Origin of the sequence: Mycolicibacterium insubricum (genome assembly GCF_010731615.1) — a bacterium.
GTDB classification, from domain to species: Bacteria; Actinomycetota; Actinomycetes; order Mycobacteriales; family Mycobacteriaceae; genus Mycobacterium; species Mycobacterium insubricum.
This window is the reverse complement of record NZ_AP022618.1, coordinates 851,004-868,470: the sequence shown is the minus strand read 5'-3', so window position 1 is coordinate 868,470 and position 17,467 is coordinate 851,004. Positions and strand designations below refer to the sequence as shown.

Here is a 17,467-nt window from a genome sequence, read left to right as displayed (position 1 = left end):
GACTTTACGATAAGGCTGTTGGCAGCGGCCGTTCCGCGGTCGAGCCGCCCCCGGCGTGCACGGTCGGAACGCCGGTGAACGGCGCCCGCAGGGTGGCCAACAGGTGGTGGCGGTTGATCACCAGGCCGACCACCGCCAGCACGGCGTAGACGATCGACAGCAGCACCCGGCCGTGCTCGGAGGTGATCGGGAACTGCACCAGGAACAGCCCGAGCAGCGCCAGCGCGGAGTACCGGTGGAACCGCAGCGCCAGGATCAGCGCAACGCCCATCATGGTCTGGGTAGCGGTCAGCAGCATCTCCTCGACCTGGCGGCCGTCGAGCATCAGCTCGGTACCGCCACCGCCGGCCAGGTGCGCGATCGGCAGCGATCCGACCAGCAGCGTCCACTGGTTGACCTTCGACGAGATCAGGGTGGCGATCGCGGCGGTGCCCTTGCCGCGGGAGGCAAAGATGATCGCGATGATGAATTCCGGCGCCTCCGAGGCCAGCGGTGCGAGCCACTGCACCAGCAGGAACTGGTCGATGCCGAGTTGGGCGCCGGCTCCGATGAGGCTTTCGGCGAACGGTTCGGCGCAGACCAGGATGGCGCCGGCGGCCACCGCGAACAGAGTGATCACCGTGGTGCGACGGGCCCGGCGCGGCAGTGCGCCCAGGGCGGCGGCGGTACCGATCAGCTCGGGCTCCTCCACGTCGCCGCGCATCATCTTGTAGAGGTAGAAGCCGAACCACGCCAGCAGCGCGACGCCGAAGACCAGGTGGATGCTGCCGGTGGCCGGGATCGCGAACGCGGCGACGCCGGCGATCAGCAGGAAGCCGAGTTCGACGCGGTTGCCGGGTTCCAGTTCCAGCACCGAGGTCCGCCTGCCGGTCAGCCGTTTCGCCGTCCACAGGCTGACCATCACCACCACCGGCCAGCCGATGCCCATGAGCAGGCGGTTGGAGCCGGTCATGTTCGCCGCCGCGTACTGCACATAGACCGGGTCGGAGCCGGAGACGTAGGCGTAGTAAAGGTCGACGGCGTATTCCGGCAGTACCGCGATGAGCGCGAGGACGGCGATCGCCAGGCCGCCGGATACGTCGATCTGGGCGGCCTCGGCGGCCCAGGCCAGCAGGAAGCTGGCCGCGACGACGGCCGCGCCGTAGATCAGCAGGGAGACCACCGGGTTCGGGTGCACGCCGCCGAACCGCAGCACCAGTGCCGGGACGATCAGCACGGCGGTGATCAGCAGGGACCGGACCAGGACCCGTCGGCCGGGAGGCGAGGCGGGTCGGCGGTTGAGGAGCTGGGGGGTCATCGCGGTCCCTTTTCGGTCCTGCGACCCGGATTCTCGAACGTGCGCAGCGAGACTTCGGGTCGACAACGGGTTGTCGGCCTGAAGGTCTCGCTCGCCGGATGTCTCCGGTGGATGACCGGGCGGGACCCGTTCGCACGAGTGCCGCCAGTATGTCGACCATCCGCGTCCCCGGTCGGACCGGAAACGGAACTACTCCCCTTCGCTGAGGGCAACCTTACCTCAACCCCGCGACGCCAGCAACCTAGCCGAGCTAGTCGTTTCCGGGCCGTTACGTAGGATTCATGCAGTTAGCAGGCCCGTTGAATAGGGTTTAGGACACCCAAACTTATGGTTGTGGCTAACCTTATCCCGCGACGTTGCCGAACCATGTTGGCGCCGTACCGGGTGGATCCTCACCGGGCTGCGCCGGCGGGTACGGGTCCGGCGGCGGGCCGGGATCGGAATCGCCGCGTTGCTGGGCGCGTCGTCGGCGCAGATCGGCGAGCAGGTCCTCGGGGAAGTGACCGGAGTTGATATGGGCCTGGCCGCGGTCCAGCGTCGGGGGTGGGTGCCACTCCACTCGGCCGGCGTCGTTGAGCACGGTGGTCCACTCGTACTGGTCGGCCATCCGGTTGTCGGGGCCGCAGTCCAGCGACATGTCGTCGACGTTGGTTTCGCCGCCCTTGCCGAACGGGTCGAGGTGGTGGGCCTGGCACTCGTAGGCATTGGCGTCGCAGCCCGGGCGGATGCATCCGCGGTCGCGTGCGAAAACGTGTAGGTGATGCACTTATCCGTAAGCACGGAACAATGCCGTGAACTGCGAGTACTTCGTCAAGTAACTTTCACTGTTGGTTGAGGTCCGACAGGCACGGGACTGGACCCCTTGAACTCAAGATTGAAGGTTGCGCCAGCGGGGCGGTCCCAGGCAAGGACAAGTAGCTTCTGAACCTCGCACGTCACCGCAGTGGATTGGCCTCTTTCGCCCAACCCGATCCCATCGGGGCGACTGAAAAGAACGGACTCCTTGGCCGGTGGGGGAACTCCGAGGTAAAAGTCGAACTCCACTACGCCCATGGCCGCGACGCCACGCCACAAGCCACCATCCGGCCCCGGCATAGCAGTGACCGCGACTTCAGCCTTTGCCATCGCCTCTCGTCCCTCAAGCCCTTCCACGTACAAACCCCACTGATCGGGTAGCGGACCATCTCGAAAGAGGTAGTCGGCCAGTGACGCGCGGTCGACACTCCCTGTCAGTTCTGTGACCTTCTTGCCGTTGACGGCGATCACGCCTGCGGCGGTGGCACCCCAGAGCATCTTTAGCAGCCACCGTTCGATCTCTTCGCCGCTGGCCAAGAAGAACTCATTGCCGTGAGGATCGGGCTTGACTAGCAGGTCTTGTTGGTAGCGGCGGAGGGCGTTGAAAACGCGAAGTGCTGTCCTATCCAGGCGGGCTAAAGCCGTGTTGTGCCGCCTGCAGAGAATTTTCGATCCGAGACGCTCTGCGGAAAAGGAGTCTTCGTGATTGGGTTGCCAACTGAAGCCGCTGATGCACACAGGCTGACCGTCACCAGCCGACAAGAGGATGCCTTTGGAGAGCCAGTGCTCGTTGGACAGCTTGCTGCTGCAATCGTTGGTCACTGCTGCGTAGCAACCCTGGTGGGCGAAGCCGGTTCGAGCGTCCGTGAGGAGCGGCTCGAAGGGTGGAAGGTGCCAGCCGAACAAGTCGCGGTGGCAGCCGCCAGCGAATTTGCCCGATCCACACGGACAGGGTTCGTTGAGACTAGGACCGGCGTACTTCTCATTACCGAGGAATCCAACGGGTTCCGTCGGGCCGTATGGATCGTAGTGTCCAAGACTCACCCCTCAATTCTGCAGGAGCACCGGCGACCCGCGTGCTGTAACGGACGCGCGACTTAGATCGCCCAGTCGCCAGCCATCAAATGACGTGCGCACGCCACTGACCGGCTTATAGGGTGCAGGCCGTGGACCCCGCTACCCAATTCAGGAAGATGGGCATAGTCATGCGCATTACCGAGCGGGCCGTGCGGACCTACCCGCTGAACGAGTGGTCGCTATGGCGGCGCGTCGATGCCGATGGCGGCAACACCAAGGTAGGCGTGAGGAAGATGATGCCCGATAAGGGCAGCAGTCTTGCACTCGATGATCAGGACTTCATGCCCGGTCTGGGGGATTTTGTCGTTAGCTCAACCGCCCGGTTCCCCGTGATGAGTGGGACGGAAAACCTGGTCGGAGCGGCCCAGGCACACACTGCAGCTTTTCAGGAAGGACGTACGAGCGTCGCGTCAGTCGCGTCACTTTGCCGCTGCGCACTGGAGGCTTCAGCGAAAACCATCTGGCTGCTTGCCGACCCGAGCCGTGAAGAACGGCGGGCCAGATCCCTTGGATTCGAACAAAGCGAGCGCCAGCCGCAACAGGCGTTCCTTCGGATTGAGGAAAAGGTACTTGAGGCACGGGGACTCCCAGCGGATTCGCCTGAGTATCAGAACTTTTCACGGCACCGGGCTGAATACGATGCGAGAGCTACGCTCATCGCCGCTGTGCCCAAAGCCAACAAGCGGAAGCCGCCGGGTAATTATGCTGACTTTGTGTCGTGGTCTGCGAAGTGGATCGACGCAAACCCTGCGCCACATGTGACCGATACGTCGGCGCTTGGCATGGAGCTTGGATCCAACAGGTTCTATTCCTACGCATCTAGTTTCGTTCACGGCTTCAAGTGGATGTCTGACTACATCCGCGATGACGAGGACACGATGAAAGTACTCGCAGACGGATTTGCCTCTGCCGTGATCATGACGGAGTGCGCAGTGGCCCTTTTTGAGGCGCAGTCAGCGCATCCTGCGAGGGTCCCTGTTCGACTCCGGCACTGTCCCAGAATCCTGTGGTCCACCATCGAAGAGTGGGCACCACGCTACTGGGAATAAACAACACACGAAACCCCCAGCCTCAACCGCATGACAGGGAGTGAAGCTGCCTTAACGGGGGCCGGAGGTCCGTGCTTGGGTGCGCCCAATCTCCCAAAAGTACGCACCCCGCACACTGAGACGGGACATTCCACTCTCGCTTTACATCCGCGCGCCGCTCAACACGCGTGACTCGTACTCCTGGCAACCCAAACAACAATGTGAAATACCCCAGGTTTTGTTCCTAGGTGGTTGCGAGGGCCGGGGTTGGCTGGCTCGCGGGGTGTGAGGCGCCGGTGAGGGCGGCCTCGTACTCGGCTGGTGGAACGTAGCCGAGGGCTTCATGCAGGCGTTCCTGGTTGTACCAGGCCACCCAGAGGGCGGTCGCCAGTTCGACGTCATCGACACTGCGCCAGGGCTTGCCTCGGTGGATCACCTCGGTCTTGTAGGCGGCGTTGACGGCCTCGGCGAGGGCGTTGTCGTAACTATCGCCGCGCGAGCCCACCGAAGGCGCAATCCCAAGCTCAACCAGACGCTCGGTATAGATCAGCGATAGGTACTGGGATCCGCGGTCGGAATGATGCACCAACTCAGATAGATCTGAGTTTGATTGCCATACAGCATGATTGAATGCCTGCAGCGGCAGGTCCTCGGTGCGCATCGTTGCCGCCACGGCCCAGCCGACGATCCTGCGGGTGCAGACATCGGTGACGAACGCGGTGTAGCAGAAGCCAGCCCAGGTCCGCACGTAGGTGATGTCGGCAACCCAGAGCCGGTTTGGTGCTGGGGCGGCGAAGTGCCGGTTGACCAGGTCGGCCGGCCGTGCATCAGCGGGATCGCTGATCGTGGTGAACACCGGTTTGCCCCGGTGCGCGCCGCGCAGGCCGGCGGTGCGCATCAACCGCCGCGTTTGTTCTCGGCCCAAGGTCCAGCCGCGGCGTTTCATCGCTACCTGCATCTTCTTGACCCCGTAGACCGAGAAGTTCTTCTCATGCACCACCGTGAGCTCGGCGATGAGCAGCTCGTCGCGGATCGCGCGGTTGCTGGCCGGGCGGGCGCGGGCGGCGCGGTAGCCGCGGGAGGTGAGAAAGCCCGGGATTGCTGCCCGCAGGACACGACAGATGAGCTCAACCCCGAACTGATCGCGGTGGGTGTCGATGAAGGCGATCATTTCGTCGCGGGGCGGTCGAGCTCCGCTGCAAAAACGCAGACGCCGACTTCAACACCTCATTAGCCCTGCGTAATTCGGCGTTCTCACGTTTAAGCCGGCGGATCTCAGCGTGCTCGGAGGTGCTGGTTCCGGCACGCTCACCGGCATCGACCTGGGCTTTGCGCCGCCAACGGCGCACCGACTCCTCCGAGGCACTGAGTTTGCTGGCCACGGACTTGATGGCCTCGAACTCAGAAACATCCGAGGCTTCCATCATGGTGTCCAACAACCGCAGCGCACGCTGGCGAAACTCCGGCGAATACTGACGTGGCATATTCCTGATCCTCCTATACGGATCGGAACAAAACCTGGGGTACTTCACTTCAACTCGTCGCAGGAACGTTGGCCACATGGGACGAATCTGAGGACTGAGAGTCAGACCTATTAACTACATGCCAAGTTCACGCACCACGTTCGCGGTTCCGCTGGGCACACCCTGCACACTGGGACAGCCAGTAGTGACTACTCAATAGATCCGACCAGTGGTGCGGTACGCCGAAGCACACTTCGTTCGTCAGATCCGGGGCGCAGTCCTTATGGTGAATGGCCCAGAGGGTCACGCTTGTGGTGTGGATGTACCCGTCACCCGGCAGCACCCTGTTGCCGCAGCGCTCACGCCGGTAGATCGTTTCCACGTGTCTGCTCCTGATTCGTGGCGTGAAGGTGGGCGAAGTCGAGAAGGGTTCTCACGTTCTCGACCCGGCTCACTTCCCGTTGTCCCCAACGTCTTTTCGTTGCCTAGCCGATCACCTTGCCAACGAACCGTCACCTTGCCACCGGGGTCAAGATCCGAAAGGGAGAATGTTTCTCTGTCCCTTGGCTTGTCGGGTACGTCATCCTTGGTGCCCTGCCGCACTTTCGTACCAGCACGGAGGGGTGCGGCTGGCCGTCCATGGCGTTCCGGGGGCCCAGGTCGGCGGCCTCGGCAACCGTCGGGTGGCCGCCGCCCGCGAGATCCGCAACCGCTCCTCCAGCACCACTTTCAGCGACGCCGCCCCCAGCTTGCCCGGGTTGCCGTCGGCGACCAGGCGGGCCAGCAGCCGGTGATCGACGGCGGGTTGGCGCCACGCCAACTCCTCCCGGCGCCCCAGGACATCGAGCACCTCCTCCGCGGTCAAAACGTCCAGCGAGCAGTCGGCGAGCTTCTCGTAGGCAGCCTCGGCGGCGGCCAGGGCGGCGAATATCGCCTCCCGATCCGCGTACGCGCTCCTACTCATATCTAGAACACTAGTTCGGCATACTGACAAAAAATGGGCCGGAGCCGACAAGACCGTCCCCTGAATAATAAGAATTCAATGAGAAAATTTGGGTCGGCCGCACTCACCGGAAATGTCCGGCGTCGAGCATCGAAATGCTCGACGCGGTGATCCACAATCAGGACCTCCGGGGGTCACCACGACCTTGCCGATACCCCGCAGACGCCGATCGCCCGGGTCCAATCGGACCCGGGCGATCGACGACCACTGACAAGTCGAGCAGCGAAGAACGAGCTGCGACGAGCTTGGCGGACAGACGGTCGAGGCGAACTACGCCAGGCGCTGCTTGAGGGCCTCGAACTCGTCCTTGATACCGGTCGGCAGCTTCTCGCCGATGAACTCGAACCACTCCTCGATCAGCGGCAGCTCGGCGCGCCACTCGTCATCGTTGACGGCCAGAGCCTCGGCGACGTCGTCGATCGAGATGTCCAGGCCGGCCAGGTCCAGGTCCTCGACGCCGGGGACCACACCGATCGGGGTGGTCGCGCCGTTGCCGCGGCCCTCGATGCGCTCGATGACCCACTTGAGCACCCGGCTGTTCTCACCGAAGCCCGGCCAGAGGAACCGGCCGTCGTCGCCGCGGCGGAACCAGTTGACGAAGAACACCTTCGGCAGCTTGGACTCGTCGTTGTTCTTGCCGATGTTGATCCAGTGCTGGAAGTAGTCGCCGACGTTGTAGCCGATGAACGGCAGCATGGCCATCGGGTCGCGGCGCACGGCGCCGACGGTGCCCTCGGCGGCCGCGGTCTGCTCGGAGCCGATGGTCGAGCCGATGAACACACCGTGCTGCCAATCGTGCGCCTCGCTGACCAGCGGGACGGTGGTCTTGCGCCGACCGCCGAACAGGATCGCCGAAATCGGCACGCCCTCGGGGGTCTCCCACTCCGGCGCCAGGGTCGGGCACTGGGAGATCGGGGTGCAGTAGCGCGAGTTGGGGTGAGCGGCCTTGGTGCCGGACTCCGGGGTCCAGTCGTGGCCCTTCCAGTCGATCAGGTGCGACGGATTGCCTTCCAGGCCCTCCCACCAGACGTCGTCGTCATCGGTCTTGGCGACGTTGGTGTAGACCGAGTTGCCCTTTTCCAGGGTGCGCATGGCGTTGGGGTTGGAGTCCCAGTTGGTGCCCGGCGCGACGCCGAAGAAGCCGAATTCGGGGTTGGTGGCGTAGAGCCGGCCGTCCTTGCCGAACCGCATCCAGGCGATGTCGTCACCGACGGTCTCGGCGCGCCAGCCGGGGATGGTGGGCTGCAGCATCGCCAGGTTGGTCTTGCCGCACGCCGACGGGAACGCCGCGGCGATGTAGTACGCCTTGTCCTCCGGGCTGATCAGCTTGAGGATCAGCATGTGCTCGGCCATCCAGCCCTCGTCGCGGGCCATCACCGAGGCGATGCGCAGCGCGTAGCACTTCTTGCCCAGCAGCGCGTTGCCGCCGTAGCCGGAACCGAAGCTCCAGATCTCCCGGGTCTCCGGGAAGTGGGTGATGTACTTGGTGTCGTTGCACGGCCACGGCACATCGGCCTGGCCGGGCTCCAGCGGGGCGCCGATCGAGTGCAGCGCCTTGACGAAGAAGCCGTCGTCACCGAGCTTCTCCAGCGCCGCGCGGCCCATCCGGGTCATCGTCTTCATGGAGACGACGACGTACTCGGAGTCGGTGATCTCGACGCCGAGCTTGGGATCCTCGGCGGCCAGCGGACCCATGCAGAACGGCACCACGTACATGGTCCGGCCCCGCATGCAGCCGCGGAACAGGTCGTTCATCAGCGGCCGCATCTGCGCCGGGTCCATCCAGTTGTTGGTGGGGCCCGCGTCGATCTCCCGCTCGGAGCAGATGAAGGTGCGCGATTCGACGCGGGCGACGTCGGACGGGTCCGACAGCGCCAGGTAGGAGTTGGGCTGCTTCTCCTCGTTGAGCTTCTGGAAGGTGCCGACGGAGACCAGGTGCTCGCAGAGCTGCCGGTTCTGCTCGTCGGAACCGTCGGCCCACACCACCCGGTCGGGCTGGGTCAGCTCGGCTACCTCGGCCACCCAGGCCAGCAGACCCTGATGCTTAGTCGGCGCGGTGTCGAGTCCGGGAACGGTCGCTGCGGTCATCGAAATTCTCCTACCCCGAGTGCATTCGGTTCCGGGCTGTAACCGGATCCGGCGCCCGATCACGCAGGCGCCGGTAAGTCTCTAATTTAGAGGTTAACGCGGGTGAGGCCGTCCCGGACAATCGAGGTGCTGTCCGGTGACTCACAGGAACGATTCAGTTGCCTATTTCTTCGTCCCGTGGCGCCAATTCTTTGCCGACGACGGCCAGCGCCGCCTCGATTCCGGCCAGCACGCGCCCGGATTCGGCGGCCGTTTCAGCCGCCTCCCCCGCGCATTCCCGGGCGCGAGCGTCCAGTTCGCGCAGCTCCTCGGCGGCCGCGTCCGCCCGCTGGTGGCGCCGGCGGGCGGCCGCGCAGGACCACTCCGCCTCGGCGGCCAGCAGCCGGGCCGCGACCAGCCGCTCCATCCCGGAGCGCAGTTCGGCCACCGCCGACGAGAGCCAGCCGTCCAGAGCGGCGCGCTGCGCCAGCAGCAACCGAGCGGTCACCACCCAGCACCCCGCCACGAGACCCACCAGCAACCCGAACAGCATCCCGAGTCCGGTCAGCGCGGGTGCCAGACCGGCGACTGCCCGGCTCGACGTCCAGGCCAGGCCCAGCCCGAACCCGCCGCCGAGCGCCCACATGAGTCGCGTCTCCAGATGTCGTGCGGGACGTCCGGGAGCGGGCAGCACAGGTGGATCGGGGGTGCGGCCGGCGGGGGGCACCGGCAGCCCGAGCCGCTCGGACAGCCGGGTCAGCTGCACCGAGATCTCGTCGTCGAGTTCGCCGAAGGCCGCGGCGGCCCGGTCGGCGGCGGTGTCGGTGAATCCCGCCAGCATGCGCCGCGGCGTCATCGCCGCCACGACGGACAGCTCGGCACGCAGCGCCGCGCACCGCCCGGCCACCCGGGAGCCGAGCCGGATGCGGGTCTGCTGCACCGCGCGGCGCAGGGCGACGTCGGACTCCACCCGGGCCAACCGAGTCCGCGCCACCAGTTCGCGGCGCCGGGCGATCAGGTCCCGTTGCCGGGCCCGGGGCCGTTCGGCCCGCCGCTGCAGGTCCCCGGCGGCGGCCGTCAGCACCGTCGCCCAGGACCGCAGGCGGTTGCGGCACGCCGTCGCCGGGTCGGCCAGCACGTCGGTGACGGCGGTGGCCAGCTCGTCGACCCGCGGCGGGCCGAGCTCCGGGGCTGCAGCGGTGCCGACCCACCGCAGGCCGCGGTAGCGGTCGTCGTGGGCGGCCAGGATCTCGGCGTCGCGGTGCAGAATGTCTCGCCAGCCGCGGTGCAGGTCTATCTTGCTGATCACGCCGAGCACGGCGTCGGTGTACGCGGCCGCGGCGTCGAGCACCGCGCAGTCCGAGGGCGTCAGCGGCGCCGCCGCCGACACCACGAAGACCACCAGCTCGGGGGCCGCCTCGGTAGGGCTCTCACTTACCTCGCGGTCGGGCAGCAGGCGGGCCAGCGCGTCGCGGACCGCGGTGACCCCGGCCCACCCCGGTCCGGCGACCAGGACCGGGCCGCCGGGGTTCGGCGGTGTCGGCAGCCCGGGGGCCGAGGCCCGCACCAGCTCGTCGACGGCGGCGACCGGGTCGACGACGGCCGGGGCGCTCACCGCGCGACTCCGGCCAGCGCGGCGCGGCACAGATCCGTCGCGGCGGCGCGGTGCAGCTCGTCCAGCGGTCCGTCGGCGCAGGTTCGCCAGTTCGCGGCGGACCGGGCGGGGGCGTCACCGAACAGGGCGGCGGCCACCTCGGCCCGGGCGGCCAGGATCTGCGGGTCGGACCGCAGGCCGGCGAGCGCGTCGGCGGTGTCCGGTTCGGCGACCGCCAGATCGGCCAGCGTGCGTTCGGCCGCGGCGATGCGCCGGTAGGCGGCCCGCGCGCCGGCGGCCGTGACGGCGTCGAGTACCCCGGCCAGCCGGCCCGCCTCGCACAGGCGGCTGCGCAGCTCGGCGGCACCGGCGGCCGGATCGTCGCGCAGCGCCACCACGGCGTGCGCGATGCCGAACAGGTCGAGGTGGGCCAGCAGGTGCGCGCGCACCTGCCGGGTCAGCGCTCCGTCATCGTCGAGGAAGGCATCGGGGCTGGTCAACGCGACGGGCTCGCCGGTCAGTGCCCGCAGTGCGGCGACCGTCTCGTCGTCGAGGATGCTCTCGTCCAGACCCGCGAGCGCGGTAAGCGCCACCATCGGCGCGGCCGGAATCCCGGTGCGCGCGGTGATCTCGGCACAGTCGCGGGCCGCGGCGGCCACCGGTCCGCCGGCCCGCAGCCCGGCCAGATCGGCCTTGTTCAGGATCAGCAGGTCCGGGCGCGCGCGCAGCGCGGCGGCGTCTTCGGGTTTGACCACCTCAGCGAGGACCCGGATGCGAACCTCCGCGTCCGCGTCGGTGACCCGGATCCCGGCGGCGCGGTTCAGCACCGCGGCGACGGTGCGCCGGCCCACGCCGGGGCGGCCGGTGACCGACACCCGCAGCGCGGCGGTCAGCCGGTCGGCGAGTTCGGTCACCGCCGGCGGGGGCAGCCCGGCGAAGCGCTCGGTCAGTGTCGCGGCGAAGCGCTGCAGCCCCGTCATGCCCGGCCCCTTCCCGTTCACTCGATGAGCCCGGTCTTTCGATGTGCCAACCGTGACACCGACCGGCGCCGGAGGCGCATCCGTCATGCACAGGCCCGCCTACGCTGAACCCATGCGGTTCGACGCCATCGTGCTCGCGGGCGGTCGCGCCCGGCGTCTGGACGGCGCCGACAAGCCGAACCTGCTGGTCGGTGGCCGACGGCTGATCGACGTCGCCCTGGACGCCGTCGCCGGCGCCGCACACATCGTCGTCGTGGGGCCATCCCGCGATCTGCCCGAAGCGGTCATCCAGACCCGGGAAGACCCGCCGTTCGCCGGACCGGCGGCGGCCGTGGCGGCCGGTCTGGCCGCGCTCGACGCCCACGTCCCGGCGCCCGGGTCCGCGCGGCCGGTGGTGCTGCTGGCCAGCGATCTGCCGGCGGTGACGGCCGATACCGTCGCGGCGCTGCTGGCGGCGCTGGTGCGCACCGGCGCGCCGGTCGTGTTGGGCATCGACCCGGCCGGACGGCGGCAGTACCTGCTGAGCGCCTGGTCGGTCCCGGCGCTGCGGTCCGCGCTGGCCGACCACGACGGCCCGTCGATGCGGGCTCTGGTCCCCGACGGCGCGGTGACGCTCGCGCTGACCGGCACCGCCGATATCGACACCCCGGCGGATCACCGCGCGGCCACCGATCCCCGCCCCGACCCGCTCCGGGCCGCCGAACTGCTGCGCGCGGAACTGACCCCGTTGGCGGTGCGCACCGTCGCCGCCGACGACGCCGTCGGCGCGACGCTGGCCGACCCGCTGGTCGCCGTCGAACCGTTCCCGCCGTTCGACGCCGCGGCGATGGACGGGTACGCCGTGGCCGGGCCCGGCCCGTGGCGGTTGACCGGGCCGCCGCGCGCGGCCGGCGGCCCCGGTGGCCCGCCGCTGTCCGCAGGGCAGGCGGTACCGATCGCCACCGGCGCGCCGCTGCCCGAGAGCGCCGACCGCAGCATTCGGCACGAGGACACCTCAGTCGGCGAGGACGCCGCGATGCTGCGCGAGACCGGCCCCGGCCGCGACGACACCCGCCGCCGCGCCGAGACCTGGGCCGCCGGGGACCCCCTGGCCCCGGCCGGCACCCGGGTGGATCCGGCGGTGTGTTCGGTGGCCCGCTCGGCGGGCACCACGCGGCTGTCGGTGCGCGGGCCGGTCCGCGCGGTGGTCTACAGCTCCGGCGACGAGATCGTCACGACGGGCGTCCCCGGGCCGGGCCGGCTGCCCGACACCGCCTCCGGCCCGGTGGCCGCAGCGCTGCGGGACCGGGGTGTGACGACCCGGCTCGGCGGGCACCTGCCCGACGATGCCGAGGCCGTCACCGCCGCGCTGCGCCAGTCCGACTCCGACCTGGTGGTAGTCGTCGGCGGTACCGGCCACGGCGTCGCCGATCAGCTCCGCACGGTGGGCGCGACGCTGGGCGCGCGATGGCTGCTCGACGGCATCGCGGTGCGACCCGGCGGATCGCTGCTGGTCGCCCAGCTGCCCGACGACACCGTGCTGCTGGGATTGGGCGGCAACCCGCTGGCCGCGGTGGCCGGTGTGGCGCTGACCGTCCCGGCCCTGGTCGACGGGTTGACCAGATCGACACCCGCACCGGCCGAGCTCATCGAGGTGCACGGCGCGGACCCGCACCCGCGGTTCTGGCGGGTGGTGCCGGTGGCCGCCGACGGCGCGGGCGGGTGGTCGGCCGCCCCCGGCTACGGCACCGGGCAGCTGCGCGCCATGCTGGGACATCCGGGCCTGGCGCTGCTGCCGCCGGCCGGTGACCTCGAAAAACCCCGCAAACTCACATAGCCGAAGTCGGCGGTGTGCGGGGCTGTTGACCGTCGCGCAATCGCCCCGCGGGCACCGCGAAACACACCGCCGCAACCATCGGGACATGCCCGAACGCCCGTCGTCGATGGCCGTGGACACCGTCTGCGGCTACTGCGGCGTGGGCTGCGGGATGTCTCTGCAGGTCAGCGACGGCGTGGTGCGCACCTCCCGCGGCACCCCGACCCACCCCGCCAACCGCGGCCGGCTGTGCACCAAGGGCTCCACCACCGCCGACCTGCTGGCCGCACCCGGCCGACTGACCACCGCCTGGCAGCGCACCGAACGCAGCGCCGCACCGGTGCCGACCGACGTCGACGCGGCTGTCGCTCACACCGCGGCGCGGCTGGCGTCGATCCGCGCCGAGCACGGCCCGGACGCCATCGCCGTCTACGTGTCCGGCCAGATGTCGCTGGAGGCCCAGTACCTGTCCAACAAGCTCACCAAGGGATTCCTGGGCACCAACCAGATCGAATCGAACTCCCGGCTGTGCATGGCCAGCGCCGGCACCGGATACAAGCAGTCACTCGGCGCCGACGGGCCACCGGGCAGCTACGACGACCTCGACCATGCCGACCTGTTCCTGGTGATCGGCGCGAATATGGCCGACTGCCATCCCATCCTCTACCTGCGGATGATGGACCGGGTGGCCGCCGGGGCCCGGCTGATCGTCATCGACCCGCGGCGCACCGCCACCGCCGCCAAGGCCGACCTCTACCTGCCGGTGCGCCCGGGCACCGACCTGGCCCTGCTCAACGGGCTGCTGCGGCTGGTCGCCGACGGCGGCGGTCTGGACCAGAAGTTCATCGACGAGCACACCGACGGCTGGGCGGACATGGCACCACTGCTGGCCGACCACCCCGTCGACCGGGTGGCCGAGACCACCGGCCTGTACGCCGAGGACCTGCGCCGCGCCGCGGCGTGGATCATCGAGGCCGACAACTGGGTGAGCCTGTGGACCATGGGTCTCAACCAGTCCACCCACGGCACCTGGCACACCAACGCGATCTGCAACCTGCACCTGGCCACCGGGGCGATCTGCCGCCGCGGTTCCGGCCCGTTCTCGCTGACCGGCCAGCCCAACGCCATGGGCGGCCGGGAGATGGGCTACATGGGTCCGGGGCTGCCCGGACAGCGCAGCGCCCTAGTGGACGCCGACCGTCGGGAAACCGAAACACTGTGGGACATACCGGCGGGCAGCATCTCCACCGACCCCGGCGCGGGCACCATCGACATGTTCGAACGCATGGCGGCCGGCGAGATCCGCGCCGCCTGGATCATCTGCACCAACCCCGTCGCCTCGGTGGCCAACCGGTCCATCGTCACCGCCGCGCTGCAACGCGCCGAATTCGTGGTGCTGCAGGAAGTTTTCCAGGGCACCGAGACCGCCGGGTTCGCCGACGTCATCTTGCCCGCCGCGCTGTGGACGGAATCCGAAGGGGTGATGGTCAATTCGGAGCGCAACCTGACGCTCTGCGCACCGGCGGTCTCCCCGCCGGGGCAGGCCCGCGCAGACTGGCGGCTGATCAACGACGTCGCCCGGGCTATGGGCTTCGACCGGCCCGGCGATTTCGACCACCCCGATGCCGCCGCGGTCTTCGACGAGCTCGCCCGTTTCCACAACCCCCGCACCGGCTGGGACCTGCGCGGCGTCGACTACCCGCGCCTGCGCCGCGGCCCGGTGCAGTGGCCGGCACCGCCGGACTGCCCGGACCGCAACCCGATTCGCTACCTCAACGACGGCGTCAGCCAGCACCGCCACGTCGGCTCCGACGGCCACGTGCCCCGGCTGGCGTTTCCCACCCCCACCCGGCGCGCCCAGTTCTTGCCGCGCCCCGCGCTCCCCCCGGCCGAACTGCCCGGGTCAGATGCGGGCAGTCCCGGCTTCCCCTCATCTGAAACCGACGGTCGGATCCGGCCAGCGCTGGCTCCGCAGGCTCCGCCAGCTCGGCCTACTCCTCCGCGGCCACTCGCTTCGCTCCCGTCCACTCCGATGAGCATCGCCGAACCGCCCGATGACACGTACCCGATGCTGCTGACCACCGGGCGGCTGGCCCACCAGTGGCACACCATGACCAAGACCGGCCGGGTAGCCAAACTCAACAAACTCAACCCCACCAGCTTCGTGCAACTGCACCCCGACGACGCCGCCACCCACGGCATCGTCGCCGGCGACACCGTCGAGGTCCGGTCCCGGCGAGGCGCGGCCCGGGTCCCGGTGGACATCAGCACCGACATCCGACCCGGAACTTGTTTCGTACCCATGCATTTCAACGACGCGATCGGGCCTGACCTGGCGATCAACGCCGTCACCAACGACGCCGTCGACCCGGATTCCCTGCAGCCCGAGTTCAAGGCGTGCGCCGTCGCACTCACCCCGGTAGCGGCGCCGCCCGCACCGACACCGCAGGAGGCACCGATGACCGCACCGGCCGGTACCGCACCGACCTCGCTGGCCGCCGCGTTCGGGGTGACCGGCTCCCCCACCGACCAGCTCACCGACACCGAGCGCGGCTACCTGGCCGGCCTGGTCAGCGGCATCACCGCCAACCCGCCGGTCGACTCGGTACCGACGCTGCCCGCGACCGCACCCCTGTCGGCGCCCGTGCGGGCCTGGGCCGAGGGTGTGCTGGCCGGCTACTTCTCCCGAATCCCCCTGTCCCCCAGCGGTGTCCCGCTGATCGCAGCGCCGGCCGAGGAACCCGCCGGCGGCGCCCGGCTCACCCTGGTGTGGGCGTCACAGACCGGGACGGTCGAGGACTACATACCGCGCTGCACCGAACTGCTGACCGAGGCCGGGTTCACCGTATCGGCCCGCTGCGCCGACCGGGTCGGCATCGACGAGCTGCGCGGCACGGTGCTGTTCGTGGTGGCCACCACCGGTGACGGCGACGCTCCGGACAACGGCATCGCGCTGTGGGATGCGCTGACGGCGGCGGTCGCCACCGATGTCGCGGATCTGCGCTATTCGGTGCTGGGTTTCGGCGATTCCGCGTACGCCGACTTCTGCGGATTCGCCCGCAAACTCGACGCCCGGCTGGCGCATCTGGGAGCCACCCGGATCGCCAAGCGGGCGAGCTGCGAACCGGACTACGACACCGAGGCCGACGGCTGGGTGGCGGCCGTCGTCGATGCGCTGCGGCAGGACACACCGGCCGAGCCCGCGCCGACGGCCGAGTACTCCCGCAAGAACCCGCTGACCACCCGGCTGCTGGACAACGAGCTGCTGACCGGAGCGGGTTCGGCAAAAGAGGTGCGCCGGTTCGCGTTTGCCCTGCCGCCGGACACTCTGACCTACAGCGCGGGCGATGCACTGGGCGTCTGGCCGCGCAACAGCGCCGCGCTGGTCGGCGAATGGCTGGAACTCACCGGGCTGGACGGGCAGGCCCCGGTAAGCGCCGGCGGCGGTGACACCACGCTGGCCGAGGCGCTGCGCGAGCATTACGACATCACCCGGATCACCCGCGATTTCCTGATTTTCGTCAACACCCACCACAACGATCCGGCGCTGGCCGCGCTCGTCGACGACCCGCACGGGATCGCCGAATGGGCGTGGGGCCGCCAGTGCGTCGACGTGCTGGCCCAATACCCGGTGTCCGCCGCGCTCGACGACTGGCTGGCTGTGCTGCGCCCGCTGACGCCGCGGTTGTACTCGATCTCGTCGTCCCCGCTGGCTGCACCCGATCGCGTCGAGATCACCGTCTCGGCGGTGCGTTTCGGCACCGGGGACCGCCCGCGCGGCGGGGTCGCCTCGACGTATCTGGCCGACGCGGCCGACGACGCCGAGCCCCGGATCTACGTGCAGCGCAACAATAGTTTCGGGCCGCCGCCGGACGACCACGCACCGATGATCATGATCGGCCCGGGCACCGGTGTGGCACCGTTCCGCGGATTCCTGGACCACCGCGCGCACCGCGGTGCCACCGGCGACAATTGGCTGTTCTTCGGTGAGCAGCACGAGGCCACCGACTTCTACTACCGCGACGAACTGCGGGGCCATCTCGACTCCGGTCTGCTGACCCGCCTGGATGTGGCGTTCTCCCGCGACCAGCCGGACAAGGTCTACGTCCAGGACCTGATGCTGGCCCGGGCGGCCGAACTGTGGGAGTGGATCGGGCGGGGCGCGCACATCTACGTGTGCGGGGACGCGTCCCGGATGGCCCGCGACGTCGACGACACCCTGCGGTCGATCATCGCCGAGCACGGCCGGCTGGCGCCGCACAGCGCCGACTCCTACCTGCGGGCACTGGCCGCCGACGGCCGCTACCAGCGAGACGTGTACTGAATCACACCTCTCAGCACGTTCGGTAACACTGTGCGGCGCCCGAC

General features: G+C 68.9%; 11 protein-coding genes and 1 other annotated feature. Of the genes, 3 read left to right on the top strand and 8 right to left on the bottom strand.

The window, feature by feature from the left end:
• Positions 1-4: 4 nt before the first annotated feature.
• From G6N16_RS04030 to G6N16_RS04020, 3 genes are all read right to left on the bottom strand, one after another.
• Positions 5-1,297, bottom strand: coding sequence for a calcium:cation antiporter family protein (locus tag G6N16_RS04030; RefSeq protein WP_083031021.1), 1,293 nt, complete (start codon positions 1,295-1,297; stop codon positions 5-7).
• Between the two features lie 343 nt (positions 1,298-1,640).
• Positions 1,641-2,063 carry an HNH endonuclease signature motif containing protein gene (locus G6N16_RS04025; protein ID WP_083031019.1) on the bottom strand — a complete coding sequence of 141 codons (423 nt, stop codon included), beginning with the start codon at positions 2,061-2,063 and terminating at the stop codon, positions 1,641-1,643.
• Positions 2,064-2,107: 44 nt separating this feature from the next.
• A complete protein-coding gene (locus tag G6N16_RS04020; RefSeq protein ID WP_133052934.1) occupies positions 2,108-2,914 on the bottom strand; it encodes a hypothetical protein in 807 nt (268 codons plus the stop codon).
• Between the two features lie 344 nt (positions 2,915-3,258).
• Here G6N16_RS04020 and G6N16_RS04015 point away from each other — a divergent pair, with 344 nt between their 5' ends.
• Positions 3,259-4,218: a hypothetical protein gene (locus G6N16_RS04015; RefSeq protein WP_133052933.1), complete on the top strand. Its 960-nt coding sequence runs from the start codon at positions 3,259-3,261 to the stop codon at positions 4,216-4,218.
• Positions 4,219-4,441: 223 nt separating this feature from the next.
• On the opposite strand, the gene G6N16_RS04010 is transcribed toward G6N16_RS04015, so the two are convergent.
• From G6N16_RS04010 to G6N16_RS03990, 5 genes are all read right to left on the bottom strand, one after another.
• A protein-coding gene (locus tag G6N16_RS04010) for an IS3 family transposase (protein WP_110810842.1) occupies positions 4,442-5,681 on the bottom strand; the annotation gives its coding sequence in 2 pieces (ribosomal slippage) (positions 4,442-5,393 and positions 5,392-5,681; 1,242 coding nt in all).
• Positions 5,291-5,406 (bottom strand) — a sequence feature (AL1L pseudoknot). It overlaps the preceding gene by 116 nt.
• A 559-nt stretch (positions 5,682-6,240) precedes the next feature.
• Positions 6,241-6,624, bottom strand: coding sequence for a DUF222 domain-containing protein (locus G6N16_RS04005; protein ID WP_083031016.1), 384 nt, complete (start codon positions 6,622-6,624; stop codon positions 6,241-6,243).
• 309 nt (positions 6,625-6,933) lie between these two features.
• The gene (locus G6N16_RS04000) at positions 6,934-8,751 is read right to left on the bottom strand and encodes a phosphoenolpyruvate carboxykinase (GTP) (RefSeq protein WP_083031014.1); all 1,818 of its coding nucleotides are present in this window, start codon (positions 8,749-8,751) and stop codon (positions 6,934-6,936) included.
• A 154-nt stretch (positions 8,752-8,905) separates the two neighbouring features.
• A complete protein-coding gene (locus G6N16_RS03995) occupies positions 8,906-10,345 on the bottom strand; it encodes a hypothetical protein (RefSeq protein ID WP_133052932.1) in 1,440 nt (479 codons plus the stop codon).
• A complete protein-coding gene (locus tag G6N16_RS03990) occupies positions 10,342-11,304 on the bottom strand; it encodes a hypothetical protein (RefSeq protein WP_234805852.1) in 963 nt (320 codons plus the stop codon). The genes G6N16_RS03995 and G6N16_RS03990 overlap by 4 nt, the downstream gene beginning before the upstream one ends.
• 112 nt (positions 11,305-11,416) lie before the next feature.
• Between G6N16_RS03990 and G6N16_RS03985 the strand changes: the two genes are divergently transcribed.
• Positions 11,417-13,120 carry an NTP transferase domain-containing protein gene (locus G6N16_RS03985; RefSeq protein WP_163787767.1) on the top strand — a complete coding sequence of 568 codons (1,704 nt, stop codon included), beginning with the start codon at positions 11,417-11,419 and terminating at the stop codon, positions 13,118-13,120.
• An 85-nt stretch (positions 13,121-13,205) separates the two neighbouring features.
• A complete protein-coding gene (locus G6N16_RS03980; protein ID WP_163787766.1) occupies positions 13,206-17,423 on the top strand; it encodes a bifunctional nitrate reductase/sulfite reductase flavoprotein subunit alpha in 4,218 nt (1,405 codons plus the stop codon).
• Positions 17,424-17,467 lie beyond the last annotated feature (44 nt).